General features: G+C 64.6%; 24 protein-coding genes. 14 read left to right on the forward strand and 10 right to left on the reverse strand.

Going from position 1 to position 24,950, the window contains the following annotated elements:
- Window positions 1–123: 123 nt before the first annotated feature.
- Genes AC3RCG_RS01920 through AC3RCG_RS01950 form a run of 7 tightly spaced genes read left to right on the forward strand, consistent with a single transcriptional unit; the run spans window position 124 to window position 7,167 of the window.
- On the forward strand, window positions 124–822 hold the full coding sequence (locus tag AC3RCG_RS01920; RefSeq protein ID WP_070289386.1) for a Crp/Fnr family transcriptional regulator: 699 nt from the start codon (window positions 124–126) through the stop codon (window positions 820–822).
- A complete protein-coding gene (locus tag AC3RCG_RS01925) occupies window positions 809–2,872 on the forward strand; it encodes a DUF4132 domain-containing protein (protein ID WP_492402443.1) in 2,064 nt (687 codons plus the stop codon). The genes AC3RCG_RS01920 and AC3RCG_RS01925 overlap by 14 nt, the downstream gene beginning before the upstream one ends.
- Window positions 2,873–2,918: 46 nt before the next feature.
- A complete protein-coding gene (locus AC3RCG_RS01930; RefSeq protein WP_492402442.1) occupies window positions 2,919–4,742 on the forward strand; it encodes an aminopeptidase P family protein in 1,824 nt (607 codons plus the stop codon).
- Complete coding sequence (locus tag AC3RCG_RS01935; protein ID WP_046681889.1) at window positions 4,742–4,996, forward strand: hypothetical protein; 255 nt, start codon at window positions 4,742–4,744, stop codon at window positions 4,994–4,996. The genes AC3RCG_RS01930 and AC3RCG_RS01935 overlap by 1 nt, the downstream gene beginning before the upstream one ends.
- Window positions 4,997–5,737 (forward strand): MgtC/SapB family protein, encoded by a 741-nt coding sequence (locus AC3RCG_RS01940; protein ID WP_070313099.1) that lies wholly within the window; start codon window positions 4,997–4,999, stop codon window positions 5,735–5,737.
- Window positions 5,738–5,742: 5 nt separating this feature from the next.
- Window positions 5,743–6,330, forward strand: coding sequence for a DUF924 family protein (locus tag AC3RCG_RS01945; protein WP_492402441.1), 588 nt, complete (start codon window positions 5,743–5,745; stop codon window positions 6,328–6,330).
- Between the two features lie 9 nt (window positions 6,331–6,339).
- Window positions 6,340–7,167 (forward strand): Rossmann-like and DUF2520 domain-containing protein, encoded by an 828-nt coding sequence (locus AC3RCG_RS01950; RefSeq protein WP_070218978.1) that lies wholly within the window; start codon window positions 6,340–6,342, stop codon window positions 7,165–7,167.
- Here the strand turns inward: AC3RCG_RS01950 and AC3RCG_RS01955 are convergent.
- Window positions 7,164–8,660 (reverse strand): sensor domain-containing diguanylate cyclase, encoded by a 1,497-nt coding sequence (locus AC3RCG_RS01955; RefSeq protein ID WP_492402440.1) that lies wholly within the window; start codon window positions 8,658–8,660, stop codon window positions 7,164–7,166. The genes AC3RCG_RS01950 and AC3RCG_RS01955 overlap by 4 nt on opposite strands.
- Window positions 8,661–8,884: 224 nt before the next feature.
- On the opposite strand from AC3RCG_RS01955, the gene AC3RCG_RS01960 reads away from it, so the two are divergent.
- Complete coding sequence (locus AC3RCG_RS01960) at window positions 8,885–9,247, forward strand: hypothetical protein (protein WP_070218980.1); 363 nt, start codon at window positions 8,885–8,887, stop codon at window positions 9,245–9,247.
- Window positions 9,248–9,262: 15 nt separating this feature from the next.
- Here AC3RCG_RS01960 and AC3RCG_RS01965 read toward each other — a convergent pair whose 3' ends face one another.
- Complete coding sequence (locus AC3RCG_RS01965; protein WP_070218981.1) at window positions 9,263–9,844, reverse strand: putative pterin-binding protein; 582 nt, start codon at window positions 9,842–9,844, stop codon at window positions 9,263–9,265.
- Between the two features lie 227 nt (window positions 9,845–10,071).
- Here AC3RCG_RS01965 and AC3RCG_RS01970 point away from each other — a divergent pair, with 227 nt between their 5' ends.
- Window positions 10,072–10,653, forward strand: coding sequence for a porin family protein (locus AC3RCG_RS01970; RefSeq protein WP_070218982.1), 582 nt, complete (start codon window positions 10,072–10,074; stop codon window positions 10,651–10,653).
- Window positions 10,654–10,725: 72 nt separating this feature from the next.
- Here the strand turns inward: AC3RCG_RS01970 and ettA are convergent, their stop codons facing one another.
- Window positions 10,726–12,393, reverse strand: a complete 1,668-nt coding sequence (gene ettA, locus AC3RCG_RS01975) for an energy-dependent translational throttle protein EttA (RefSeq protein ID WP_034752850.1) — start codon at window positions 12,391–12,393, stop codon at window positions 10,726–10,728.
- Between the two features lie 87 nt (window positions 12,394–12,480).
- Window positions 12,481–13,365 (reverse strand): EamA family transporter RarD, encoded by an 885-nt coding sequence (gene rarD, locus AC3RCG_RS01980; protein WP_070218983.1) that lies wholly within the window; start codon window positions 13,363–13,365, stop codon window positions 12,481–12,483.
- Window positions 13,366–13,602: 237 nt separating this feature from the next.
- Between rarD and AC3RCG_RS01985 the strand changes: the two genes are divergently transcribed.
- Together AC3RCG_RS01985 and AC3RCG_RS01990 are read left to right on the forward strand one after the other, a co-directional pair.
- A complete protein-coding gene (locus AC3RCG_RS01985) occupies window positions 13,603–15,480 on the forward strand; it encodes a potassium transporter Kup (RefSeq protein WP_070313096.1) in 1,878 nt (625 codons plus the stop codon).
- 168 nt (window positions 15,481–15,648) lie between these two features.
- Entirely contained in the window at window positions 15,649–16,110 is a 462-nt protein-coding gene (locus tag AC3RCG_RS01990) for an FKBP-type peptidyl-prolyl cis-trans isomerase (RefSeq protein ID WP_070218985.1), read from the forward strand.
- A 64-nt stretch (window positions 16,111–16,174) separates the two neighbouring features.
- Here the strand turns inward: AC3RCG_RS01990 and AC3RCG_RS01995 are convergent, their stop codons facing one another.
- The 3 genes from AC3RCG_RS01995 to AC3RCG_RS02005 are packed head-to-tail and all read right to left on the reverse strand — an operon-like array spanning window position 16,175 to window position 18,258.
- A complete protein-coding gene (locus AC3RCG_RS01995; protein WP_492402439.1) occupies window positions 16,175–16,846 on the reverse strand; it encodes a Dph6-related ATP pyrophosphatase in 672 nt (223 codons plus the stop codon).
- Window positions 16,843–17,310, reverse strand: coding sequence for a GNAT family N-acetyltransferase (locus tag AC3RCG_RS02000; protein ID WP_070313095.1), 468 nt, complete (start codon window positions 17,308–17,310; stop codon window positions 16,843–16,845). Before AC3RCG_RS02000 ends, AC3RCG_RS01995 begins: the two co-directional genes overlap by 4 nt.
- 39 nt (window positions 17,311–17,349) lie before the next feature.
- Entirely contained in the window at window positions 17,350–18,258 is a 909-nt protein-coding gene (locus AC3RCG_RS02005) for a LysR family transcriptional regulator (protein WP_070313094.1), read from the reverse strand.
- A 107-nt stretch (window positions 18,259–18,365) separates the two neighbouring features.
- Here AC3RCG_RS02005 and AC3RCG_RS02010 point away from each other — a divergent pair, with 107 nt between their 5' ends.
- Complete coding sequence (locus tag AC3RCG_RS02010; RefSeq protein WP_070313093.1) at window positions 18,366–19,199, forward strand: type 1 glutamine amidotransferase domain-containing protein; 834 nt, start codon at window positions 18,366–18,368, stop codon at window positions 19,197–19,199.
- A 58-nt stretch (window positions 19,200–19,257) separates the two neighbouring features.
- Here AC3RCG_RS02010 and AC3RCG_RS02015 read toward each other — a convergent pair whose 3' ends face one another.
- Window positions 19,258–19,683: an organic hydroperoxide resistance protein gene (locus AC3RCG_RS02015; RefSeq protein WP_070289401.1), complete on the reverse strand. Its 426-nt coding sequence runs from the start codon at window positions 19,681–19,683 to the stop codon at window positions 19,258–19,260.
- A gap of 400 nt (window positions 19,684–20,083) precedes the next feature.
- Here AC3RCG_RS02015 and AC3RCG_RS02020 point away from each other — a divergent pair, with 400 nt between their 5' ends.
- Both AC3RCG_RS02020 and AC3RCG_RS02025 read left to right on the forward strand, forming a co-directional pair.
- On the forward strand, window positions 20,084–21,349 hold the full coding sequence (locus AC3RCG_RS02020) for a histidine kinase (RefSeq protein WP_070313092.1): 1,266 nt from the start codon (window positions 20,084–20,086) through the stop codon (window positions 21,347–21,349).
- Window positions 21,336–22,118, forward strand: coding sequence for a LytR/AlgR family response regulator transcription factor (locus AC3RCG_RS02025; RefSeq protein WP_141750053.1), 783 nt, complete (start codon window positions 21,336–21,338; stop codon window positions 22,116–22,118). Before AC3RCG_RS02020 ends, AC3RCG_RS02025 begins: the two co-directional genes overlap by 14 nt.
- Before the next feature lie 82 nt (window positions 22,119–22,200).
- Here the strand turns inward: AC3RCG_RS02025 and AC3RCG_RS02030 are convergent, their stop codons facing one another.
- Both AC3RCG_RS02030 and gshA read right to left on the reverse strand, forming a co-directional pair.
- Window positions 22,201–23,244, reverse strand: coding sequence for a histone deacetylase family protein (locus AC3RCG_RS02030; protein ID WP_492402438.1), 1,044 nt, complete (start codon window positions 23,242–23,244; stop codon window positions 22,201–22,203).
- A 28-nt stretch (window positions 23,245–23,272) separates the two neighbouring features.
- Window positions 23,273–24,874 carry a glutamate--cysteine ligase gene (gene gshA, locus AC3RCG_RS02035; RefSeq protein ID WP_492402437.1) on the reverse strand — a complete coding sequence of 534 codons (1,602 nt, stop codon included), beginning with the start codon at window positions 24,872–24,874 and terminating at the stop codon, window positions 23,273–23,275.
- Window positions 24,875–24,950: the final 76 nt, after the last annotated feature.

Here is a 24,950-nt window from a genome sequence, read left to right on the forward strand (position 1 = left end):
CTCGTTGGATGGCGCTCTGTGTTTTTTATGTGTAAGGCGTTTGTGCAATGATAGTAGCCTGCGTTAGTTTGCCAAGTTGTCTTTTCGGGGACATTTACCCACTTTTCGATGGTGCATCGCACAATGATCAATCCTGATATCAGCCTCAAGGATGCCGTGCGCGCGGCCCACTGGGCGCAGCTGCTCGACCCCGTGCAAATGGCCCGGGTCGAGGCCGATGTGTTCGAGACTTTCGTGCCGAAAGGCGGCTTTGTCTGCCGCAAGGGCGAGCCGGTGGACAACTGGATCGGCGTCATCAGCGGCATGGTCAAGATGAATAATTTTTCCGCTTCCGGCAAGGCCATGACGTTTACGGGCTTGTCACCGGGCAGCTGGTTTGGGGAAGGTTCGCTGCTCAAGCGCGAGATGCGCAAATACGACACCATCGCCGTGCGCGATACGCGCGTGGCGCGCCTGCCCGCCACCACCTTCCACTGGCTGCTGGAAACGAGCCTGCCATTCACGCGCTTCCTGCTGATGCAGCTCAACGAGCGCCTTGGCCAGTTCATCGGCATGATGGAAAACGAGCGCCTGCTCGACCTGAACACGCGCGTGGCGCGCTGCCTGGCCTCGATGTTCCACTCGCACCTGTACCCGAGCGTGGACACCCTGGTGCAGCTGTCGCAGGAAGAAATCGGCCTGCTATCCGGTTCCTCGCGCCAGCGCGCCAACCAGGCCTTGCAGGTGCTGGAAAAAAAGGGTTTATTGCGCCTCGATTACGGCGGCATCCGCGTGCTGGACCTGGAAGGCTTGCGCCGCTACGAGGCCGATGATGGAGACTGAGATCTCCAGCCGTGCCGCAGCGCTGCGTGCACGCCTCGAGGGCGCTGCCGTCGACCATGCGCGTTTCGCGGGGCCGCCGGTCGATTTCAGCGACTGGACACCGGAAGAATTGGGCGCCATCTGGGGTGCACTGCACCGCGCGGCGGGCTTCGGCCATGACGATTATGCTCGGCGCGAACTGGCGCTGGCGCTATTGGCGCAAGCGAGCAGCATGAACCTGGCACCGGCGCTGGCAGGCGAGATGTTCCTCGACGCGCTGGACGCGGCCCGCGTGCACGACTGGGACTACGCAATCGGCTGCCTGGCTTGCCTGCGCGGCGCGCCACCGGAAGGCAGCGCGCAGCTGGCGCTGCGCATCCTCGATGAACCGAAGCATTGGGGCGAACAGCATTTTGCCGCCTGGCTGCTGGCGCAGCTGGCCGGCGGCGACGCCCTAACCCAGTTCGGGCAGATGATGGATGAGCGTCATGCGCGCTACCCGATGCCCTTGACCTTGCAGGAACTCACCGTGCTGCCGCAGCTGGCGAAAACGTCGCTGCTGGCGCTGGCCGGCTCGCGCTACAGCGGCCACTGGAACCGCGACAGCATCGGCGAGGCCGATCCCGCCGACGTGCTGGCCGACGATGCGGTGTATGTCGATTTTGCGCGCACGATACTGGAGCAGGCGGCGCGCCATATCGCCGCCATCCATGACGGCAGCGTGCCGTATGCTGCCGATGCCGCCTTTGCCACGGCAGATTCTCCGGTGCTGGCGCGCGCCGCGCGGGTGGCGTCCTATCGCGACGATGCCTGGTTGAGGCCCGTGATCACCATCCTGTTGCCGTTGGCATGCGTGGCGCCCGGCGCGGCCAAGAGCGCGCCGTCGCAATCGTTGGCGATGGCGCTGGGCCATGCGGTGGAAACCATTCCCACGCCCGAAAGCCTGCAGGCCCTGCGCGCGGCGCTGGCCCAGGTGCGCCATGCGGGCATCCGCAAGAAACTGGAACGCAATCTGAAACCGGCCGAACGGGCGCTGGCCGAACGGCCCGATATCGCCTGGAGGATCGGCATGCCGGGTCCCATGGGCAAGCGGCGCCAGACCATGCTGGCGCGCCGCCTGGAAGCGGGCTACGCCAGCGAGGTGTGGTTTGGCCTGGACCAATGGCGTGGCCTGCGCGACGATGCCGATATCGACGCGGTGGCGCGCGCGCTGGTCTGGCGCACGGGCGATGGGCTGGCCTTCATGCTCGACGGGAAGGGCGCCATCGATGCGCAGGGGCAGCCGGTGGATGTGCCGGAGCAAGGCGAGATCGGCCTGTGGCACCCCTTGCATGGCAGCGGGGAAGAGCGCGCCGCCTGGCAAGCCCTGCTCGCTCGGCGGCGCCTGCGCCAGCCGCTACGCCAGGTTTATCGCGAAATATATGCACCGCCCGGCGACGGCGGCGCCCCATTTGCCGGCTACCAGCTGTCGTTGCCCACCTTGCTGGGACTGGCGCGCCGCGAAGGCTGGCGCCTGGACCACGATGAAGGCCTGTCGCGCCAGTTCGGTGCCTGGTGCGTGTCGCTGCGCATCGAGGGACACGTGTATCCGGGGGCGGGCGGCGCCTGCACGTCAAACGGGCTGGCGCCCGCGCAGATGATGCCGATGGCGCCGGTGGCGTATTCGGAAGCGTGCCGCGCGGTGGACCTGCTGGTCAGCGTCAGCGCCTTGGCGCTGGTGGAGGAAGAGCAAAGCGTGGAGCGCGAACAGCGCCTGTTTTACCTGGCCAACCTGGCACCGGGGCCGATGGCGGGCATGCGGCGCGCCGTGCTGGAACAGGTATTCGCGGACCAGATCGAGGATGGCCGGATGACGCTCGAAGCGCGCCACCTGATGGTGGGCCGGCATGCGATCCACCTGACCACCGGCAGGGTCACGAAGGATGGCGCCGAGGCGGTGATCGAGGCGGTAGCGCAGGGGAACAAGCTGGGCGCCGTGCCGTGGCTGCCCTACGACGAGGCGCTGCTGGAAAAAATCGCCGCCGCCGCCGGGGCGCTGCTGGCGTTGCAGCGAGTGCAACCCGGCTGCTAATCGCGGTATCATAGACGCTTCCCAGCACCGCTCCATTTTCGCTCCCATGCAGACACCAGACCAATCCACCCCCGCCTCCCGTTTGTCGCAGCTGCGCGGCGCCATGCGCGCGCAGCACATCGATGCCCTGATCGTGCCATCGGCCGACCCGCATTTGTCCGAGTACCTGCCGGCCCGCTGGCAGGGCCGCGAGTGGCTGTCGGGTTTTACGGGGTCCGTCGGCACCCTGGTCGTGACGCAGGATTTCGCCGGCGTGTGGACCGATGGCCGCTACTGGGAGCAGGCGGAAGACGAACTGGCCGGCAGCGGCATCGTCCTGAAGAAAATCCCGTCCGGCGCCAGCGTGCTGTATATCGACTGGCTGGGCGAGACCATGCGGCCGGGGCAGACGGTGGCCGTCGACGGCGCCGTGCTGGGCCTGGCCAATGCGCGCCTGCTGCAGCAGGCGCTGGGCGCGCAAGTGACTCTGCGCACGGATACCGATGTGCTGCAAGCCGTCTGGCCGGATCGTCCGGCCATGCCCGCCGCGCCGGTGTACGAGCATGCGGCCGCGTATCCAACGCTGTCGCGCATGGAAAAACTGGCAGCCCTGCGTGCCGGCATGGCGGCGCACGGCGCCAGCCACCACGTCATTTCCACCCTCGACGATATCGCGTATTTGTTCAACCTGCGCGGCGCCGACGTCAACTACAACCCCGTCTTCCTCGCCCATGCGCTGGTGGGCCCCGAGCGCGCCACCCTGTTCGTCGCCGACGGCAAGTTGCCAGCGGCCCTGCGCGGCACGCTGGAGAGCGAAGGTGTGGACGTGGCCGCGTATGACCGCGCGGCCGCCGCGCTGGCCGCCCTGCCGGCCGGCGCCACCCTGCTGCTCGATCCGCGCCGCATCACGTTCGGCACGCGCCAGGCCGTGGCCGACGGCGTGCGCGTGGTCGAATCGATCAACCCGACCACCCTGGCCAAGTCGCGCAAGACGGACGCTGAAGCGGCGCACGTGCGCGCCGCCATGGAGCAGGACGGCGCCGCCCTGTGCGAATTTTTCAGCTGGTTGGACGCCACCCTGGCCGACACGCAACGCGCGCCGTTGACGGAAATCGGTGTCGACGAACACCTGACGGCCGCCCGCGCCCGCCGCGCCGGTTTTGTCAGCCCCAGTTTCGGCACCATCGCCGGCTTCAATGCGCATGGCGCCATCATGCATTACCACGCCCATGCGGGCAGCGAGGCCACCATCGAAGGCGACGGCCTGCTGCTGATCGACTCGGGCGGCCAGTATTGGGGCGGTACCACGGACATCACGCGCGTGGTCCCCGTCGGCACGATCACGGCAGAACACCGGCGCGATTTCACCCTGGTCTTGCGCAGCATGATCGCCCTGTCGCGCGCGCAGTTCCCGCGCGGCGTGAAGTCGCCCATGCTCGACTCGATTGCCCGCGCGCCCCTGTGGGCCGAAGGCATCGACTTTGGCCACGGCACGGGCCATGGCGTGGGTTTCTTCCTGAACGTGCACGAAGGGCCGCAATCGATTTCGCAGTCCGCCATGCCGGAGCCGCAGACGGCGATGGAACCGGGCATGATCACCTCCATCGAGCCGGGGATCTACCGTCCCGGCCAGTGGGGCATCCGCATCGAGAACCTGGTGCTCAACATTCCCGCAGGGACGACGCCCTTCGGCGAATTCCTGCGCTTCGAGACATTGACCCTGTGCCCGATCGATACGCGCTGCGTGGAACGCTCGCTGTTGCGCGACGACGAGGCGGCCTGGCTCAACGACTATCACGCCACCGTGCGCGCGCGCCTGGCGCCGCACCTGGCGGCGCCGGCCGATGCGCCTGCGCTGGCGTGGCTGGAACAGCGCACGGGAGCCATCTGATGCGCTCGACCCGCGCCACGTCCGCCATCGAGCGGCTCAAGGAACGCACCGGCAACCGCCTCTACACGATGGCGCGCACGGGCGATGAACTGTTCTTCCTCACGGAAGGCCCCGGCTTGCCGCCCCTGTGCCCGCCGCTGGAACTCGACGCCTTTGTCGCCTTCGTCAATGGCCTGGGACCGCAAAAGGCGCGCCGCGTCAGCAAGCTCGACGTGGCGTTTGAAAAGCAGCTGACCAAAAAACCCCAGGATTAAATGCCGACCATCGACTTCCTGCGCGCCTACTGGTCGCCGGCCGAGCTGGCGACGAATGGCGTGATCCTGCTGAACCTGCTGGGCGCGCTGCTGCTGGGCTTGCTGGTGGGGTACGAGCGTTCGTATCACGGGCGCGCGGCCGGCATGCGCACCTACAGCCTCGTGTGCATGGCCTCGGCCGCGCTGACCGTGCTGGGCGGCTATCCCGAGTTCTGGTACGGCGGCCATGGCGCCATCGTCGGCAGCGATCCCACGCGCGTCATCCAGGGCATCGTCACGGGCGTGGGTTTTCTGGGCGCCGGCGTCATCATGCGCGAGGGCTTCAATATCAGCGGCCTGACGACGGCCGCCTCGATCTGGGCTTCGTCCGTAATCGGCATCATGGTGGGCATCGGTTTTTATCTGTCGGCCATGGGCCTGGCCTTTCTGTGCGCGATGGCGATGATTTTTCTGTCAAAATTGGAGAACTGGCTGCCGTCGCGCCATGCGGTGGCCATCACCATGCGCTTCAAGCAAGGCTTCATTCCGCGCGAGGATGCGCTGCGGCGCATGGCCGCCAAGCGCGGCTACGACATCGCGGGCGGCTCGCTGACCATCGGCAGCACGGACGGCATGCAGGAATGGCGCTTTGTCGCCATCGCGCATGGCAAGAACACGGGCGCCAGCCTGTCGGCCATGTCGGCCGAACTGGCCGCCTTCGACGGCATCGCCGGCTTCCAGCTGTCGCATGCACGCAACTGAAAAGGATGGACATGGACCCCCAGGCTCAAAAAGTACTCGATTTCTGGTTCCTGCCGCCGGATCACCCCGGCCACGGCCAGGCGCGCATGGAATGGTTCCGCAAGGATGACGGTTTCGATTTGCTGATACGCGCGCGTTTCGGCGCGCTGATCGATGCCGCCATAGCCGGCGGCTTGGGTGAATGGGATGCGACGCCGCACGGCGCGCTGGCGCGCCTCATCGTGCTCGATCAGTTCACGCGCAATGTGTACCGCGGCACGCCGCGCGCCTTTGCCGGCGACGCCTGGGCGCTGGCGCTGGCCGTCGCCATGACGCAGCAGGGGCTGGACCAGCAACTGCCGCCGATGCTGCGCGCCTTCGTGTATTTACCGTTCGAACACGCGGAAGACCTGGCCATGCAGGCGCGCGCCGTCGAGCTGTTCCAGCGCTTGTCGCAGGCGCAGCCCGGTTTTGACAGCATGCTCGACTACGCCGAGCGCCACCAGGAAGTGATCGCCCGCTTCGGCCGCTTCCCGCACCGCAACGCCATCCTCGGTCGCCCCTCGACCCTGGAAGAAGTGGAATTTTTGCGCCAGCCGGGATCGAGCTTTTAGACAATCATCATGAACGTGACATTGAATATCATCGGCGCCGGCCACGTGGGCAAGGTGCTGGGCCGTCTGTTCGCCGGCGTGGACGGGATCGCGGTGCAGGATGTGCTGACGCGCTCGATGGCGTCGGCGCAGACGGCCGTGGACTTCATCGGCGCCGGCACCCCCGTCGACAGCTATACGGCCTTGCGCCACGCCGACGTCACCATGCTGGCCGTGTCGGACGACCAGATCGGCCCGGCCTGCGCGGCGCTGGTGGCCGAGGGGCGCCAGGCGGGCGCCATCGTGTTTCACTGCAGCGGCGCGCTGGCCTCGAACGTGCTGCTGGCGGCCACGCAGGCCGGTGCCTTTGTCGCCAGCGCCCACCCGATCCGCAGCTTTGCCGACCCGCAGCAGGTGGCCGCCACCTTCGACGGCACGTTTTGCGGCGTCGAAGGCGACCCGCTGGCGCTGGTTTTCCTCACGCCGGCCTTGATCGCCATCGGCGCGCGCCCCGTGCCCATCGATCCGGCCGCCAAGACCCTGTATCACGCCGCTGCCGTCTTCGCCAGCAATTACCTGGTGACGGTGCTCGACGCGGCCTTGCGCGCCTACCAGGCGGCCGGCATTCCCGAACCGGTGGCGCGCGAACTGGCGCAGCCGCTGGTGACGGAAGCGGTGGCGAACGTGTTTCGCCTGGGGGCCGCGCCCGCGCTGTCCGGCCCCATCGCGCGCGGCGATTCGGCCACCGTGCAACGTCAGCAGCTGGCCGTGCAAAGCTGGGATGCGGCCACGGGCGAGTTGTACCGGGCGCTGGTGGCGCCCACGCAGGACCTGGCCCGGCGCAAGTCCGCGCTTTAGGCGGCGTGCAGGCGGTTGCGGCCCTGCTCCTTGGCCTGGTACAAGGCGCTGTCGGCGCGTGAAAAGAAGGCCGATTCGCTTTCCTCCGGCCGGTACTCGGTCACGCCCAGGCTGATCGTCACGGGGACGCGCGGCTCGGGCAGACCGAAATCGTGGCGTTCGATGGCGGCGCGCAGGCTTTCCGCCACTTCCGCCGCTTTGGCCAGGCTGCAGTCATTCAGCAGCACCAGGTATTCCTCGCCGCCCCAGCGCGTGATGACGTCGCTTTCGCGCACGGTGGCGCGCGCCACGTCCGCCACGCCACGGATGACCTTGTCGCCCCACAGGTGGCCGTGGGTATCGTTGACGCGCTTGAAGAAATCGATGTCGAAGAGGATGGCCGACATCGGCTGCTCATTGCGTTTGGACAATAACATCGCGCGCTGGAACAGCAATTCCAGCGACTGGCGGTTCAATAGCCCGGTCAGCGCATCCGTCGAGGCGATGCGCTCGATGCGGCGCTGGTAGCGGTTCACCGTCAGCAGGGTCAGCAGCAGTACCAGCAGGGTGACGCCAAAGCTGATGGCCAGGTTGAAGATGAACACGCGCTGCAGCGACTGGACTTCGTCGCTGACGTTTTGCTCGACCACCAGGTACCAGCCCAGTTCGGGAATGAAACGCGAGTTGACGAGGATTTGCGCGCGGCCGAGCTGGTACGACAGATGCGTCGGCTCGCTGCGGTGGTTGATGATCTGCTCGGCAATGGCGTTCACGCCGGGCAGGCTGCGGATGTTGCCGTGCCCGTTGCGCACGCTCTTGCCTGCCAGCACCAGGGAGCCGGCGGCATCGACAAAATAGATGTTGCGGTGGAAGCGCGCCTGGTAGCGGTCGATGATGTGGCTCATGGTGGCCAGGGTCAGGCCGATGCCGGTGGCGCCGATGAACTGGCCATCGTAGTCGACCACGCGGTGGTTGATGAAGATGGTCATGCTGTCGCGGTTGGCCATGTCCACGTCGACATTCGTTTCATAGTCGGTCTTGTCCATGGCGCGCACGCGGTAGTACCAGATGTCGCGCGTCGCCTCCGGACTGACGGATTTCAAGGTGCCTTCCGCGTAATAATATTTGCTGCTCTTGTCCGAGACGAGAAAGCTGGTGATGGCGCCGTACTTTTTCTTGACTTCGGCCAGGTAGCGCACGATCTGTTCCGGCTTGTTTTCGCCGGCCAGTATCCAGTCGCGCACGAAGGTGTCGTGCGCCATCAGCGAGGAGATGAAGACGGGGCGCAGCATGTCCTTCTGGATTTCCGAGTAAATATTGTCGCCCGTCAGCGGCAGGGTCTGGTCTGCGATGCCGTGCTCGATGGCCTGGCGCGAAGCCAGGTAGCTGGCCAGGCTGGTGGCCATGAAGCCCGCCCCCAGGATCAGGGTCAGGAGGATAAGCAGGCGGTATTTGATCGACAGAAGACGCATGGAGACGAGGTAGTGGCAGGCGGGAAGGCCATGGTGAGGCAAGCTAAAAGTATGCAGCAGGGCGGATATTGGCGCAATGATAACTGGTTTTATTGACAATTTATGCTGGCGAACGCGACAAGATAACCACGACTTACCAAATAAAAGTGCCGATTTGTCGACAAAGATGCAAATTAGCAATAAGATTTGATGAGGGGAATCATTGCGCATCGCCCCTGTCTTGCCGCCCGTTTCAGGCGCGGGACATTCCGCGCAGGGAGTGTTGCATGTTATTTTTAAAGAGTACGTCCGTTAGCAAGGCCCCCGGCATCTACGAGGTCGACATCGCCGCCAAGCCGCCAGGCAAGACCTTCGGCATTTTTCTTGCCACCGATCCCGACCATCCGCCGCTGGCCTTGCTGGAGCAATTGAAGGCGCTCGGTTTCGAGAACACCTATAGTTCGCCCTACCTGCACAAGGATTCGGGCAAGGTGCTGGACCTGCATTTCCAGAAGGATGGCACGGATATCTTCAAGGGCTGGAAAACCGAGGAGTGCACGCACAACCTGGCGGCCATCACTGCCCTGTTCGAAGAGCACGGCATTACCATCGCGCCACGGGTGATGTCGATGGCCGAAGCCTACGCGTAATTTATCTCAACCGCTTCAACCCGCCTCCACGCCGATGTGATACAGCGCCCACGGGCAGCTGGCGAAGCGCTCGGCCAGGGGCAGGGCCGCCACGGCCGCGATGCGGTCCGCGTCGTGGATCGCCCATAGCGGCCCCAGGCCGCCCAGCGCCATCGGCTGCCCATCGAGGTGGGTGGCGACAATAAAACGCTGTGCGCGCGCCTGCGCCATGGTCAGCGCCGCCGCATAGCCATCCACGGCGCGCAGCAGCAGGCGGACCTCGCCTTCCTCGGGGGCGCCCGCCGCCTTCAAGACATCGACCAGCAGCGGACCGCGCAGCGCATGCGCCTTGCCGTCGTATTCCAGGGTGGGGCGAATCGTGTGTGCCGGCAAGTTCGTCAGCGCCGCAAAGTCGAATGCCCGCGCCCGCTCAAAACTGATTTTCTGCTTGTGCATCATCTGGTCGCGCACGGCGTCGAACGGGCCCCGGTTCGGCTTGTCGACGCTGCCCGTGACGGTCAGCAGGGCAGGGCCGCGCAGGCCGGCGGGCGCCGCCCGGCCGATGGCCGGCAGGGTGGCCGCCGCCATGGCGGCGGCGAGAAACTGGCGTTTGTGCATGCACTGCTCCTTCGGACTGAAAATCATTAATGTTCTTAAGTCTAGCTTAAGTTCGTTCAACGGTGCGCATTTTACGGTTATTGTCAGTTTGCAATCTCCGCTTACATCTTGTCACAGTTCTTACGCAATGGAGAAAGACGTAGCTTTTTTCGGCTGTTATTGTGTACTCATCGCACTTCGCTGAACTGCGAATCCAGGCACCATTCACTAATTGAGAGAGAGAGAACATGATGAAGAAGAAAATCCTGTTTGCAATGATCGCTTCCGTTACTGCACTGACCGGCATGAGCGCCGCACACGCCGAAGGCGCCTATGTGGGCGCCGGTGTCACGGGCAACCGCTACAACTTCGATATCCCTGGCGCCACCAGCGCCGATAATCACAGCGGCTACAAGGCCGGCGCCAAGATCTTCGCCGGTTACGATTTCGATAAAACCTGGGCGGTCGAGGGCGGCTACGCCGATTTCGGCAGCAAGGATTACAGCTATGTCACCGGCGCCGGCAACGGTTCCGTGAAAAGCGATTCGCACGGCTACTACCTGGCCGGCAAGGCCACCATGCCCGTGAGCGATAAAGTCGGCGTGTTCGGCAAGCTCGGCGTGGCCAAGGTCAAGAACAGCTTGAGCGGCACGGGCCTGTCGACCGGCATCAGCGGCAACGACAAGACGGGCGTGTACGCTTCCGTCGGTGCCCAGTACGCGATCAACGAGAAAGTCTCGCTGACGGCGGAAGTGGAACACTTCGGCAAGAGCGCCGACCAGGGCCGCAAGGCCACCGGTTTGGCACTGGGCGCACGCTACAACTTCTAATTTACTGGAAGTTTGCTGAAAAAAAAGGCAGTTACCGCGAGGTAACTGCCTTTTTGCATTGCCGGACCTAAATTACGTGGTCAAAGGCTTGTAGCGGATACGCTTCGGTTTCGCGCCTTCTTCACCCAGGCGCTTCTTCTTGTCGGCTTCATATTCCTGATAGTTGCCGTCAAAGAAGGTGACCTGTGAATTGCCTTCGAACGCCAGGATGTGCGTGGCGATACGGTCGAGGAACCAGCGATCATGGGAAATGACCATGACGCTGCCGGCAAATTCCAGCAGGGCGTCTTCCAGCGCGCGCAAGGTTTCCACGTCCAGATCGTTCGACGGTTCATCGAGCAGCAGGACGTTGCCGCCCATCAGCAGGGTTTTCGCCAGGTGCAGACGGCCGCGTTCACCGCCGGACAGGTTGCCCACTTGCTTTTGCTGGTCCGAGCCCTTGAAGTTGAAGCGGCCCAGGTAGGCGCGCGACGGCATTTCGAAGCGGCCGACCGTCAGCATGTCGGCGCCGCCGGAGACGTCTTCGAACACGGATTTGTTGTCAGCGAGACTATCGCGGTTCTGGTCGACGATGGACACGCGCGCCGTCTGGCCGATGGCCACTTCGCCGCTGTCCGGCGTTTCCTTGCCGGTGATCATCTTGAACAGGGTCGACTTACCGGCGCCGTTGGGGCCGATGATGCCGACGATGGCGCCTGGCGGGACGGTAAAGCTCAGGTTATCGATCAGCAAGCGGTCGCCGAACGCTTTCGACACGTTCTTGAACTCGATGACTTCATTGCCCAGGCGCTCTGCCACGGGAATGAAGATCTCCTGCGTTTCGTTGCGCTTCTGGTATTCGTGCTCGGACAGCTCGTTGAAGCGGGCCAGGCGGGCTTTCGACTTGGCCTGACGCGCTTTCGGGTTCTGGCGCGACCATTCCAATTCCTTCTGCAGCGCTTTCTGGCGCGCCGATTCCGTCGCTTCTTCCTGCTTCAGGCGGGCTTGCTTCTGGTCCAGCCAGGTCGAGTAGTTGCCCTTCCATGGAATGCCGTGGCCGCGGTCCAGCTCCAGGATCCACTCGGCCGCGTTGTCGAGGAAGTAGCGGTCATGGGTGATGGCTACCACGGTGCCGGGGAAGCGCAGCAGGAATTGTTCCAGCCAGTCCACCGATTCCGCATCCAGATGGTTGGTCGGCTCGTCGAGCAGCAGCATGTCCGGTTTCGACAGCAGCAGCTTGCACAGCGCCACGCGGCGCTTTTCACCGCCGGACAGCACGCCGATGGTGGCGTCCCACGGCGGCAGGCGCAGCGCGTCGGCGGCCATTTCCAGCTGCAGATTCAGATTGCCGCCGTCGGAGGTCGAGATGATCGCTTCCAGGCGTGCCTGTTCCGTGGCCAGGGCGTCGAAATCGGCGTCTTCCTCGGCATATGCGGCGTACACGGCTTCCAGCTTGGCTTGCGCTTCAAACACTTCGCCCAGGCCCGACTCGACTTCCTGGCGCACGGTTTTTGCCGGGTCCAGCTGCGGTTCCTGCGGCAGGTAGCCGATGTTCAGGCCCGGCATCGGCACGGCTTCGCCCTGGATGTCGGTGTCGATGCCTGCCATGATTTTCAGCAGGGTCGATTTGCCGGAGCCGTTCAGGCCCAGCACGCCGATCTTCGCGCCTGGGAAGAAGGAGAGGGAAATATCTTTCAGAATCTGGCGCTTGGGCGGGACGATTTTGCCCACGCGATTCATGGTGTAGACGTAATTTGCCATTAGAAATCTCGGGTGATATACAAAGACGGACAGGATACGGTAAACGCCCGCTTCCGGCCAGCGCTGCGCGCTGCCGGAACGGACCGATCAGGCGGCCAGGCGCGCGCGGCGGCTACTCCACAGGCCTTCGGCCGCATACAGGCCCAGCGCCGTCCAGATGACGAGGAAGCCCAGCATGCGTTCGGGCGTGAACGATTCGTGGAAGACCCATACGCCGATCAGGAGCTGGCCCGTGGGGGCGATGTATTGCAATAGCCCCAGCACGGCCAGCGGCAGGCGGCGCGCGCCGGCGGCGAACAGCAGCAGGGGAATGGCCGTGATGGGGCCGGACGCCAGCAGCAGCGCGCGCGTGGCGGTGGAATCCGTATTGACGAAGCCGCTCTGGCCATGCCAGGCCAGCCACAGCATGTAGGCCAGCGCCAGGGGAAATAAAATCAGGGTTTCGAACGACAAGCCTTCCAGCGCGCCCAGCGCGGCCGTCTTGCGCAGCAAGCCATAGCCGCCGAACGTGGCGGCCAGCAGCAGGGCGATCCATGGTACTTGCCCCGCCTGCCAAGTGAGCCAGGCCACGCCGCAGGCGGCCAGGCCGATGGCCAGCCACTGCAGGCGGCGCAGGCGTTCGTGCAGCAGCAAAAAGCCCAGCATGACATTGATCAGGGGCGTAATGAAGTAGCCGAGGCTGGCGTCGACCACGTGGCCGTTGTTGACGGCCCAGATATAGATGAACCAGTTGGCGGACAGCAAAAACGCGCTGGCGACGAAGCTGGCCACCACCTGCGGCTGGCCTTTCAGGGCGCCCAGCCAGCTCCACTGGCGGCGCACGGTCAGCACGATGCCTAGAAACAACAGCGACCAGACCATGCGGTGCGCCAGGATTTCCTGTGGTGCAATCTCGCCGATGGCGTGGAAATACAGGGGAAACAGGCCCCAGCACAGGAAGGCGAGGGAGGCGTACAACATGCCTGGATTCATGATGGGCTTCGCTGGAGAGTAGACAGTCTGTCATTATGGCTGAAAACATCGGGGGCTGCCCGGCGCCGCTGGCGAAGCGTAGAATGGCAACAAATCAATGGCCGCAAGCCCGCGCAGCAAGGCGGAGCGGCACAAAACCACGACTTTGGGGCAGCCCGTAACCATGCAAAAATACTCTTGCTATTTGCTAATACCTATCATATTGTGCGATGCAACAAAACAAAAACGGGTGCAATCTTGACGTCGGAACATAAAAAAAGCGGCCTGGCCGGCTTGACGCTGGCGGCCGTCGGGATCGTTTACGGCGATATCGGCACCAGCCCGCTGTACACCCTGAAGACGGTCTTCGACCCGGCCCACGGCCTGGCGCTCTCGCCCGAGAATTTGCTGGGCATCGTTTCGCTGATTTTCTGGGGCCTGACGCTGATCGTCTCGCTCAAGTACGTGACCCTGGTGCTGCGCGCCGACAACCGCGGCGAGGGCGGCATCATGGCCCTGATGGCGCTGGTGCTGTCGTCCGTCAGCCGCCTGTCGCGCTGGCATTTTCCGCTGATGGTGATCGGCGTCTTTGGCGCCACCCTGTTCTATGGCGACAGCGTGATCACGCCGGCCATTTCCGTGCTGTCGGCGATCGAAGGCCTGGAAGTGGCCACGCCCGCCTTCAGTCCCTACGTGGTGCCGCTGACCATCGCCGTGCTGGTGGGCCTGTATTCCGTGCAGTCGCACGGCACGGCCGGCATCGGCCGCTATTTTGCCCCCGTCATGGTGCTGTGGTTTGCCGCGCTGGCGGGCATGGGCGTGGTCAACATCATCAAGTCGCCCGCCGTCCTGGCCGCACTCAATCCCCTGCACGCGGCGACCTTCCTGATGAATAACGGCTTCGTTGCCTTCGTCGCCCTGGGCGCCGTGGTGCTGGCGCTGACGGGTGCCGAGGCGCTGTACGCCGACATGGGCCACTTCGGCAAGAAACCGATCCGCCTGGCCTGGTTCCTGATCGCCTTCCCCGCGCTGGCGCTGAACTACCTGGGCCAGGGTGGCTTGCTGCTGGCCCATCCCGAAGCCGTCTCGAATCCGTTTTACCAGCAGCTGGGCGCGTGGAGCGTGTATCCGCTGGTGATTTTGTCGACCATGGCTACCGTGATCGCCTCGCAGGCCACCATTTCCGGCACCTTCTCGATGACCAAGCAAGCGATCGCGCTGGGTTTCCTGCCGCGCATGCGCGTGCGCCACACGTCGGAAAGCGAAATCGGGCAGATCTACATCCCCGCCGTGAACTGGCTGCAGCTGGCCGTGGTGCTGCTGGCCGTCATCGGCTTCGGCTCCTCGGAAAACCTGGCCGCCGCCTACGGCATTGCGGTCACGGCCACGATGCTGTCGACCACCATCCTGACCTTCTTCGTCATCCGTTACCGCTGGAAGATGAACCTGGCCCTGTGCTGGGCCGCCACGGGCTTTTTCCTGATCATCGACATCAACCTGGTGTCGGCGACCGCCTTGAAACTGTTCCACGGCGGCTGGTTCCCGCTGCTGCTGGGTTCGATCTTGTTCATCGTCATGCTGACCTGGAAACGGGGCCGCCAGCTGGTGTTCCAGAACCTGGAAAAGCATGCGATTCCGCTCAACGATTTCCTTTCGTCGCTGTTCATCGCGCCGCCGCTGCGCGTCCCCGGCACGGCCATCTTCCTGCGTGGCGAAACGGATGGCGTGCCGCATGCGCTGCTGCATAACTTGCTGCATAACAAGGTTCTGCACGAGCGCGTGATTTTCCTCACCGTCTTCATGCATGAAGAGCCGTGGGTGGCGCCATCGGAGCGCGTGCGCGTGGTGGAGCTGGGCCACCAGTGCTACCAGGTCAACGTGCATTACGGCTTCAAGGATGAACCGGACATTCCGGCTGCGCTGGCGCAGTGCGCGCAGCAGGGACTGGACTTCGAGATGATGGAAACGTCGTTCTTTATCGCGCGCCAGACTATCATCTCGACGCCGGGCGCCGGCATGATGCCGTGGCGCGAGCACCTGTTCGTCACCATGTCGCGCAATGCGCGCACGGCGGCCGACTACTATCAGATCCCGAGCAACCGGGTAATCGAACTGGGCACGCAGGTGGAAATCTAGACGCGACAGTGCGGCGGAATGGTTGTTGTGACAATGTTGTATTGTTGCGCAATCTTCCGCCGTGCTTACGTCTGCTTACAAATTGGCTGCGCGACTCCTGTTAAACTGCTGCTCGCACTGGTCCGCACCGTACGGGCTGAGCCACACACCAATATTTAAAGGGAAACCATGAAATCGGTATTTCAAATGATCGCCACCCTCGCTTGCGCCGTGGCCCTGACCGCTTGCGGTGCCGCTGCCAACACCGAGAAACCGGTCGTGCTCGATCCGAATACGCAAGTGAAAGAACTGACCATTACCGATACGGTGACCGGCACCGGCACGGCGGCGGCAGCGGGCGACACCTTGCTGGTGACTTACACGGGCTGGCTGTATGACGCAAGCAAGCCGGGCAACAAGGGCGTGCAGTTCGATGCGAGCCCGGCAGGCAGCGGTTTTACTTTCCCTCTGGGTGTCGGCCGGGTCATCCTGGGCTGGGACCGCGGCCTGGTCGGCATGCAGGTCGGCGGCACGCGCACCCTGGCCATTCCGTATGACCTCGGTTATGGCAAGGCCGGCAGCGCGCCGAAGATTCCTGGCTACGCCGGCTTGCTGTTCGAGATCAAGCTGGTGAGCGTGACGAAAAAATAAGCACGCGCAGCGCACATGAAAAGGGCGATTCCACGGAATCGCCCTTTTTGCTTTGCGGCCCGGTTTAAGCGGGCGCCAGCTCCTGGAAGTAATACGTGGCGCCGCCCAGGTCGGCCGGCGCGTCATATTGCAGCACTTGCGTGCGGCGCAGCGCCACGGGGGCGCTGAAGGCGGGGCCGTCGTAGACGAAGGTGTGGAATTCGCCGTTTTCGCCGCAGGCATCGACGCCGGGCGGCAGGTCGGCCAGGAAGGCGGCGTCGAACTCGCGCCCGCAAAATTCACGCGGCAGATGCTGGCCATTGATGCACACGACGATGGCCTTGAAGCCGGCGGCGAGAAATTCGTCGACCAGCGCGCGCCGCGCTTCGCCCCACAGCGGCAGGTGCGCCGTCAGGCCGGCGACCGCGCAGACTTTTTCTTCCCAGTCGCGGTGCGGCTGCAGGTCGATGTCGCCGAAGATGGCGTGCTCGATGCCCTCGGCCTTGGCCGCGCGCAGCGTGGCGACGAACTGTTCTTCATAGCTGGCCCAGCTGGCGTGATAGCGCTGCAGGCGCGCGCCCAGGCTGGCTGCCTGCGCTTCGAGCAACTCGGGCGGCACGCCGTGCGAGCGCGACTTGCGGCCATCTTCATCCATGGCCGTGATCAACAGCGGCACGTCCATGCCGGCGTTGCGGGCGCGCCACAGGGCCAGGCAGGAATCCTTGCCGCCGCTCCAGGAAATCAAGGCCGTCGTCATGCCGCTGGCTCCGCGCGCAGCATGTCGACGTGCTGGATGCCGTCTTCGTCATACGGCGCGCTGACGGTGACAAAGCCGAACGATTGATAAAAGCGTTCCAGATAGTGCTGTGCGCCGATGCGGATGGCGTGGCCCGGATGCTGGCGCTCGGCCCGCGCGATGCCCTCAAGCAACAACTGCTTGCCGGCGCCGCTGCTGCGCGCCTCGGGCGCCGTCAGCACGCGGCCCAGCGACATTTCCACATACTTGGCGCCCGGCGCCAGCACGCGCAGGTAGGCGGCCAGCCGGCGCTGGCCATCGACCGTTTGCCAGCCCAGCAAGTGCATCGCCTGCTGGTCATGGCCGTCCAGGTCCGGATAAATGCACTGCTGTTCGATGACGAACACGCGCTGGCGCAAGGCCAGCACCTGGTACAAATCGTGGGGGCCGAGTTCGTCGAACGTGTTCCATTGCCAGCTGATCATGGTTCATCCTTGATTGAGAGTGGCGTGATTTTACCGGCTTCACGCCCCCGGCGTGGGATAGCGCTGCGCATACCACTGCTTCAGGTGCTCGATGCAGCGCGTCACGCGGGGCGCCACCAGCTGGCGCGACGGGTAGATGGCGAACAGCGCCAGGCTGGGGCGCTCGATTTCCGGAAACAGCTCGACCAGGGCGCCGCTGGCCAGCTCCTCGCGGCAGACAAAGGTGGGCAGGATGCCGATGCCCAGGCCGCGCAGGATCAGGCTGCGCATGAACAGCGTGTTGTTGGTGCGCACCCAGTTCGGCACTTCGATATCGCTGTGCAGCCCCGCATGGCGCAGCGGCCAGCGGTTGCCGAACAGGGCGTGGCTGTAGATGAAGCAGCGCTGGCGTGTCAGGTCCGTGGGTTCGGCCAAGGGGCCGTGGCGTTCCAGGTAGGCGGGCGCGCAGCAGATGTGCAGGCGGTAGTCGTGGATGTGGCGCGCCACATAGCTCGAATCGGTGAGCGCGGTGGTGACGCGAAAGCCCAGGTCGTAATTGGCGGCCGCCAGGTCGACATATTCATCCTTCAGGTCGACATCGAGGCGCAGCGCGGGCCAGTCGGCCATGAAATCGGCCAGGCCCTCGGCCAGCTCGCCCACGCCCAATGTCAGCGGCGCGTTGATGCGCAGGCGGCCCGTCACGTGCGCCGTGGAATGGGCCACCATGTCCTCCGCCTGCGCCAGCTCGTCGAGCAGCTTGCGGCAGTGCTCGAGATAGGCGGCGCCCGTTTCCGTCAGGGCCAGCTGGCGCGTGGTGCGCGTCATCAGGCGCCCGCCCAGTTCCTGCTCCAGCTGGCCGATGCGCCGGCTCACGTACGAGGCCGACAAGTCCAGTTCATCGGCCGCGCGGCGAAAGCTGCCCAGCTCGGCCACGCGGCGAAACAGCTGCATCGCGTGCAATTTATCCATCCCGGCTCCATTCAGTCGTATTCCGCATCAGTGCTATGCATTATTCATCATTTTTTCGCATTTTGATTCGGAATATGCTGGTGTCCACTCTACAGAAAGGCCACACCATGAAAAAATTACTGATCAGCAGCCTGTTGCTCGCCGCCTTTTCCACCGCCCAGGCGGCCGACGTCCTCGTCGTGCTGTCGGATGCGAATCACCTCGACTTGCGCGACGGTAAGGTCTTCCAAACGGGCTTTTATCTGAATGAACTGATGCAACCCGTGAAAAAGCTGCTCGACGCGGGCCACACGGTGACGTTCGCCACGCCGCAGGGCCAGGCGCCGACCCTGGACGCCAGCTCCGATACGGACGCGTATTTTGGCGGCGACGTGGCGGCCCACGCGGCGCACAAGGCCTTGCTCGAGCAGCTGGCGCTGACGGTGCCGGGCCGCTCGCCCGTGATCAGCCTGAAACGGGTGGAGCAGATCGGCTATGGCCACTATGCGGCCGTGCTGGTGCCGGGCGGCCACGCGCCCATGCAGGACTTATTGAAGGACGCCAGCCTGGGCGCCTTGCTGCGCCAGTTCCACGCGGACGGCAAGCCGACGGCGCTGCTGTGCCATGGTCCCATCGCACTGCTGTCGGCCCTGCCGCAGGCGGCGCAGTTTACGGCCGCGCTGGAAGCGGGCCGGACGCCGCCCACGCCGGCTGACTGGATCTACAAGGGCTACCGCATGACGGTGATCAGCAATGAGGAAGAGCTGGCGGCGCAGGGCGCGCTGAAGGGCGGATTGATGAAGTTCTATCCGCAGTCGGGCTTGCAGGCGGCCGGCGCGCAATATGTGCAGAACCAGGCGCCGTGGACCAGCAATGTGGTGGTCGACCGCGAGTTGATCACGGGACAGAATCCCGCCTCGGCGCCGGCCCTGGCAGACAAGCTGCTGCAGGCGCTGCGCTAAAAAAAAGCCCCGGCGGCGCCAAGGCGCGGCCGGGGAGTTACAGTGCGTGCAGCGTGGATTACACGATCGTCAGCGTGACGTCGATGTTGCCGCGCGTGGCGTTCGAGTACGGGCACACGATGTGGGCGGCGGCGACCAGCGCTTCGGCGGCGGCGCGGTCCATGCCCGGCAGCGAGATTTTCAGTTCCACTTCGATGCCGAAGCCCGTCTCGATGGCGCCGATGCCGACGTTGCCTTCGATCGACAGGTCCGCCGGCACGGCGATCTTGTCGCGGCCGCCGACGAATTTCATGGCGCCGATGAAGCAGGCCGAGTAGCCGGCGGCGAACAGTTGTTCCGGATTGGTGCCGACGGCGCCATTGCCGCCCAGTTCTTTTGGCGTCGTCAGCTTGACGTCCAGCACATTGTCGGATGACACGGCACGGCCTTCGCGGCCTCCGGTGGCGGTGGCTTGCGCGCGGTACAGGACTTGTTTGATCGACATGATGGTTTCCTTTAGGTAGATAAATAGGTGACTACTAAATAGTGTGCTACTTGTTTCGCGGGCCGTGGCCCCAGGATGCCCGTCTGAAGAAGTAAATCCGGCGTCCATGTGTGCAATATATATCGTGCGCTATTTAATTGCAAGCGATTTTATTCATGAAGTCACGACACCTGACAAAACCGTTGCGAGCGGAAGGGAGAGGTGGTCGAGACGCGGAACCGTACTTTGAGTACGGTGAGCATCGCAGGCCACCTGTACCGACGCGCAGCAGGTTTGGTCAGGTGTCTTGAACCTTTATTTTGATGCCTTTGTCGCCACTACCGGGCTTCCATCGCATAATGGCCACCGCCGCCGGGGCCGATGATTATGCTGGTCTCACTTCAATACCCAAGGAAAAATCATGACCAGCCTCTTCTTTATCCTGCGCCTCACCCTGGCCGCGATGCTCACGTACATCATCGCCACGGCGATCCTGGTCGAGAACTTTCTGCGCTATCTCTTTGGGAATACGGAAGGCTTCTTTGTCATCATCGGCGCCTTGCTGGCCTGCGCCGTCGTCACGAATGCGTTTTCGCACGTGCGCCGTGTGCGCCTGATCGCCGGCGCCGTCAATGCCGCCACCCTGTCGAGCCGCCAGCGGCGCCAGATCGAGATTCCGTTCGAGGCGGGCGAGGCGTTCGACATGGTCGATGCGGCCATCCGCGAGCTGCCGGGCAGCGAAGTGGTCGAAAGCGCGCGCGACAGCCTGCAGGTGCAGGCCCGCGTGCGCCGCGCGGCGCCGTATACGCACACGGGCTTGCCCCGCATGCGCGTGCTGGGTTTCCTCGAGCCGCGGCCGAATCAGATCCTCGCCACCGTCACGCCGAATGGCGAGGCGGGCAGCGTGACCCTGATCTGCGAGCCGGCGCGCAATGCGTGGACCGACTGGTTCCTCGTCGACCATGGCAGCAACCTGGAAAACGCGGAGGCGGTGACGCGGGCCATCACGCGCCGGGTGGCGCAGCGCCGCCGCGGCGAGCAGGCCGAGGCGCGCCAGACGGTGACGGAAAAGGAACTGACGGTGGCCAAACTGAGCCTGCTGCATGCGCAGGTGGAGCCGCACTTCCTGTACAACACGCTGGCCAGCGCGCAGCTGCTCACGCGCAGCGACCCCGTGCGCGCCGACGCGATGCTGGGCAACCTGATCCTGTACCTGCGCCACTCGCTGCCGCGCACGGAGCAAGCCATGTCGACCCTGGGCACGGAGCTGGAACGGGCGCGCGCCTACCTCGACATCCTGAAAATCCGCATGGGCGAGCGTCTGAACCTGCAGATCGAGGTACCGCAATACCTGCGCCAGGTGGAGCTGCCGCCGATGATGCTGCAAACCCTGGTGGAAAACGCCATCAAGCATGGCCTGGAGCCGAAAAGCGGCGGCGGCACCATCTGGATCATGGCGCGCAGCGGCAATGGCACGGTGATCGTCACGGTGGCCGACGACGGCAAGGGCTTCAGCGACGACGGCGCCGGCACGGGCATCGGCTTGCGCAATGTGCGCGAGCGCCTGCGCCTGACCTACGGCAATGCCGCCGCGTTTGCCATCGTTGCCAACTTCCCCGATGGCGTGACGGCCACCATCACGGTGCCGGACAGCACGGCGCAAGGAGTGTCGTATGCATCCGCCTGAAATGACCTGCGTCATCGCCGAAGACGAAACCCTGCTGCGCGATGCGCTCGTGGCCCTGCTGGCCGAAGAGTGGCCGGCACTGCGCATCGTCGCCGCCTGCGACGACGGCGGCACGGCGCTCGAGGCCATCGCCACGCGCAAGCCCGACGTCGCCTTCCTCGATATCCGCATGCCGGGCCTGACGGGGCTGGAAGTGGCGGCCGGCGCGCTCGAAGCGAGTCCCGCCACGCAGGTGGTGTTCGTCACGGCCTACGACCAGTACGCGATCGACGCCTTCGACAAGGGCGCCGTCGATTATTTGTTGAAACCGGTCGCCCGCGAGCGCCTGCAGGCGACCCTGCAGCGCGTGCGGGCACGGGCCGGCAAGGCCCGGGCGGACGACGGCGCGCTGGCCGGCCTGCTGCAGCAATTGAGCAGCGCCTTGCCGGCGGCAGCCAAGTCGCCGCCGCTGGTGTGGCTGACGGCCAGCAGCGGCAAGGATACGCGGCTGATCATGGTGGAAGACATCGCCTATTTCCAGTCCGACACCAAATACACGGCCGTCATGACGGCGGACGGCGAGGCGCTGCTGCGCAAGCCGATCCGCGAACTGCTCGACGTGCTCGACCCGGCCATTTTCAAACAGATCCACCGCTCCACCATCGTCAACATGAAGATGGTGGCCTCCGTCACGCGCGACGAGGTGGGACGCGGCGCCCTGCGCCTCAAATCGCGGCCGGAAACCCTGGCCGTGAGCCAGCCGTTCATGAGTTTGTTCCGGAATATGTAAAGCCGGGGTCAGACCCCCGTTTGTGTTGGCACTGAGCTTGACGTTAGCGGTGTTGAGGGTCTGACCCCACTAGCTCCGCTAGTTACTCCGCCGTCTCAAAACCTTCCAGCACGTTCACCACATTGATGCCGATTTCCTTGACCGCATAGCCGCCTTCGAGGATGAAGGCGGTGGGCAGGTTCAGATGCGCGAGGCGTTCGCCCACGCGCAGGTAGTCGCCGCTTTGCAGGGAGAAATGCGACAGCGGGTCGCCCACGAAGGTGTCGACACCGAGCGACACCACCAGCGCGTCGGGCGCATACATCTTGATGCGCAGGCAAGCCGTTTCCAGCGCGGCGAACCAGCTGGCCGTGGACGTGCCGGCCGGCAGCGGCAGATTGACGTTGTAGCCGAGCCCCGCGCCGCTGCCCGTTTCGTCGGCGTGGCCCAGGTAAAACGGATATTCGCTGCGCGGGTCGGCGTGGATGGAGGCGAACAGCACGTCGTCGCGCGCATAAAAAATGCTCTGCGTGCCGTTGCCGTGGTGGTAATCGATGTCGAGGATGGCGACCTTGCGCGCGCCATCGTCGAGCAGGTGCTGCGCGGCCAGGGCTGCGTTGTTCAGAAAACAGTAGCCGCCAAAGAAATCGCTGCCCGCATGGTGGCCCGGCGGGCGCGTCAGGGCAAACGTGGCCCGTTCGCCCAGGCGCAATGCGTGCGCCGCATTGACGGCGCAGTCGGCGCCCGTCTTGGCCGCCGTCCACGTGCCGGCCGTCAGCGGCGTGCCGTTGTCCATCGAGTACAGGCCCAGCTTGGCCGTGAAGTCGTCCGGTTCGATATCGCTGCGCAAGGTGCGCACGGGCCACACGGACGGCAAGGCATCCTTGCCCCCGTTGTCGGGGTCGAGCGCCAGCCAGTCGTGCCAGGCATGGCGCAGGAAATGCAGGTAACGGGGCGTGTGGATGCGCTCCAAGGAGGTCAGCGGCACGCCGTGCGGCGTGACGATGCGGCCCAGGTTGCGCCGCCCCAGCTCGGCCACCACCATGTCGGCCCGCTCCGGTGTCTCGAAGCAGGGCACCATGGTGCCGCGAAACATCTCGAAGCGGCCCCGGTGCTGGCTGTGCAATTCATTGTAGAAGGTCAGCATGGGGCGCCAGGCAAAAAGTCAGGCAGGATCAGGTGTGCGAACACAGGGTGCTGGCGCGGTAGGCGGCGACGAAGTCGTCGAAGCTGCCGGCGGGCGCCGCTTCCATGGCACGCTGCTCGGCCAGCGAGCTTTCCGCCATCGCGTCGAAATACGCGCTTTGCTCGGGGGTGGGCGGCTGCGCGCGGAACCAGGCAGCGTGGCGTTCGCTTTGCTGCAGGCCGAAGGCGGCAAACGAGCCGCCGTTGGCGCGCAGCGCGGCCAAGACCTTGGCCGATGGCGTCGTGTCCGGGTCGGCCAGTTTACGGGCTTGCGCGGCCAGGCTGTCCGCGTGCTGCGTGCCGCCCTGGCGCGCGTCGAGCAGGGCCGCCACGGGCGCGATACGCGCCAGCAATTCCTCGCCCCAGGCTTGCAGGGTAATGTCTTCGCCATCGCGGCGCAGGCTCAGGCCCGGCTTGCGGCCTTCCTTGACGGTGCGGGCGAAATTGTTCGTGTAGCAAGCACTTTGCTCGGCAGAAATCGGCGCGCTGTCGTCGAGCGCGCAGAACAGCAAAAACGCGTCGAGGAAGCGGCCCGTTTCCAGGCTGATGCCCACTGGTTCGAACGGGTCGACATCCATGCAGCGCACTTCGATGTATTGCACGCCGCGCAGGCACAGGGCCTGGATGGGGCGCTCGCCCGTGCGGATCACGCGCTTCGGACGGATGGTCGAATAGTATTCATTTTCGATCTGCAGCACGTTGGTGGACAACTGTATCCACTCGCCATCCTTTTTCGTGCCCAACGCCGCGTACGGCGGATACGGGTCGTTGACGGCGTGCGTGAGCGCGTTGACGTAATCATCGAGGCTGTTTTCGTGCGGGCGCAGGCCGGACTGGGCGTCGTTCTGGTAGCCGAGGTCGCTCATGCGCAGGCTGGTCGCGTACGGCAGGAACAGGGTATCGTCGGACAAGGTGTCGAGCTTGTGCGCGCGGCCGCGCAGGAAGCCGGCGGACAGGGCCGGCGAGGCGCCGAACAGGTACATCAACAGCCAGCTGTAGCGGCGGAAATTGCGGATCGTCGCCAGGTAGCTTTCCGACTGCACGTCTTTTGGCGTCGCGGCTGCGTGCGTGGGGCTGGCGCTGGTGTCCGGATGGCTGGCCAGCACTTGCCACAGCTGCTCGTCGAGCGAATAGTTGTAATGGATGCCGGCGATGCATTGCATGGCCTTGCCGTAGCGCAATGCCAGGCCGCGCCGGTAGACGTGCTTGAGCATGCCCATATTCGACGTGCCGTAGTTGGCGATCTCGATGTCCGCTTCGGGCGGCAGCTGGCACGGCATCGACTGACTCCACAGCAACTCGTCACCGAGGCGGCTGTAGGCGTGGCGGTGCACGGTATCGAGCTTGTCGAGCGTGACGGCGATGTCGGCTTCGGCCGGGGTGATGAATTCGAGCAGCGCTTCGGCGTAGTCGGTGGTGATTTCAGGGTGCGTCAGCGCCGAGCCCAGGGCGGCGGGGTGGGGCGTGGAAGCCAGATGGCCGGCGTGGTCGACGCGCAGGGTTTCACGCTCGATGCCGCGCAAGCCGCCCAGCAGCGCGCGGTTGGCATCTTCGGTCAGCAATGCCAGGCGGCGAGTCAACAGGTTGGGCAATTTGAGCTTCCTTTCTTGTGCAGCATATAAATAATTTGTGCTGAGATTAACCGAATTTTGGCAAATGCGTCGGCGC

The sequence above is a fragment of the Janthinobacterium sp. GW823-FHT01H08 genome (assembly GCF_058797855.1).

What these genes read in the sequence shown, in the direction of transcription:
- AC3RCG_RS01920 (WP_070289386.1), top strand. Translation starts at nt 124, where the DNA reads ATGATCAATCCTGATATCAGCCTCAAGGATGCCGTGCGCGCGGCCCAC.
- AC3RCG_RS01925 (WP_492402443.1), top strand. Translation starts at nt 809, where the DNA reads ATGATGGAGACTGAGATCTCCAGCCGTGCCGCAGCGCTGCGTGCACGC.
- AC3RCG_RS01930 (WP_492402442.1), top strand. Translation starts at nt 2,919, where the DNA reads ATGCAGACACCAGACCAATCCACCCCCGCCTCCCGTTTGTCGCAGCTG.
- AC3RCG_RS01935 (WP_046681889.1), top strand. Translation starts at nt 4,742, where the DNA reads ATGCGCTCGACCCGCGCCACGTCCGCCATCGAGCGGCTCAAGGAACGC.
- AC3RCG_RS01940 (WP_070313099.1), top strand. Translation starts at nt 4,997, where the DNA reads ATGCCGACCATCGACTTCCTGCGCGCCTACTGGTCGCCGGCCGAGCTG.
- AC3RCG_RS01945 (WP_492402441.1), top strand. Translation starts at nt 5,743, where the DNA reads ATGGACATGGACCCCCAGGCTCAAAAAGTACTCGATTTCTGGTTCCTG.
- AC3RCG_RS01950 (WP_070218978.1), top strand. Translation starts at nt 6,340, where the DNA reads ATGAACGTGACATTGAATATCATCGGCGCCGGCCACGTGGGCAAGGTG.
- AC3RCG_RS01960 (WP_070218980.1), top strand. Translation starts at nt 8,885, where the DNA reads ATGTTATTTTTAAAGAGTACGTCCGTTAGCAAGGCCCCCGGCATCTAC.
- AC3RCG_RS01965 (WP_070218981.1), bottom strand. Translation starts at nt 9,844, where the DNA reads ATGCACAAACGCCAGTTTCTCGCCGCCGCCATGGCGGCGGCCACCCTG.
- AC3RCG_RS01970 (WP_070218982.1), top strand. Translation starts at nt 10,072, where the DNA reads ATGATGAAGAAGAAAATCCTGTTTGCAATGATCGCTTCCGTTACTGCA.
- ettA (WP_034752850.1), bottom strand. Translation starts at nt 12,393, where the DNA reads ATGGCAAATTACGTCTACACCATGAATCGCGTGGGCAAAATCGTCCCG.
- rarD (WP_070218983.1), bottom strand. Translation starts at nt 13,365, where the DNA reads ATGAATCCAGGCATGTTGTACGCCTCCCTCGCCTTCCTGTGCTGGGGC.
- AC3RCG_RS01990 (WP_070218985.1), top strand. Translation starts at nt 15,649, where the DNA reads ATGAAATCGGTATTTCAAATGATCGCCACCCTCGCTTGCGCCGTGGCC.
- AC3RCG_RS01995 (WP_492402439.1), bottom strand. Translation starts at nt 16,846, where the DNA reads ATGACGACGGCCTTGATTTCCTGGAGCGGCGGCAAGGATTCCTGCCTG.
- AC3RCG_RS02000 (WP_070313095.1), bottom strand. Translation starts at nt 17,310, where the DNA reads ATGATCAGCTGGCAATGGAACACGTTCGACGAACTCGGCCCCCACGAT.
- AC3RCG_RS02005 (WP_070313094.1), bottom strand. Translation starts at nt 18,258, where the DNA reads ATGGATAAATTGCACGCGATGCAGCTGTTTCGCCGCGTGGCCGAGCTG.
- AC3RCG_RS02010 (WP_070313093.1), top strand. Translation starts at nt 18,366, where the DNA reads ATGAAAAAATTACTGATCAGCAGCCTGTTGCTCGCCGCCTTTTCCACC.
- AC3RCG_RS02015 (WP_070289401.1), bottom strand. Translation starts at nt 19,683, where the DNA reads ATGTCGATCAAACAAGTCCTGTACCGCGCGCAAGCCACCGCCACCGGA.
- AC3RCG_RS02020 (WP_070313092.1), top strand. Translation starts at nt 20,084, where the DNA reads ATGACCAGCCTCTTCTTTATCCTGCGCCTCACCCTGGCCGCGATGCTC.
- AC3RCG_RS02025 (WP_141750053.1), top strand. Translation starts at nt 21,336, where the DNA reads ATGCATCCGCCTGAAATGACCTGCGTCATCGCCGAAGACGAAACCCTG.
- AC3RCG_RS02030 (WP_492402438.1), bottom strand. Translation starts at nt 23,244, where the DNA reads ATGCTGACCTTCTACAATGAATTGCACAGCCAGCACCGGGGCCGCTTC.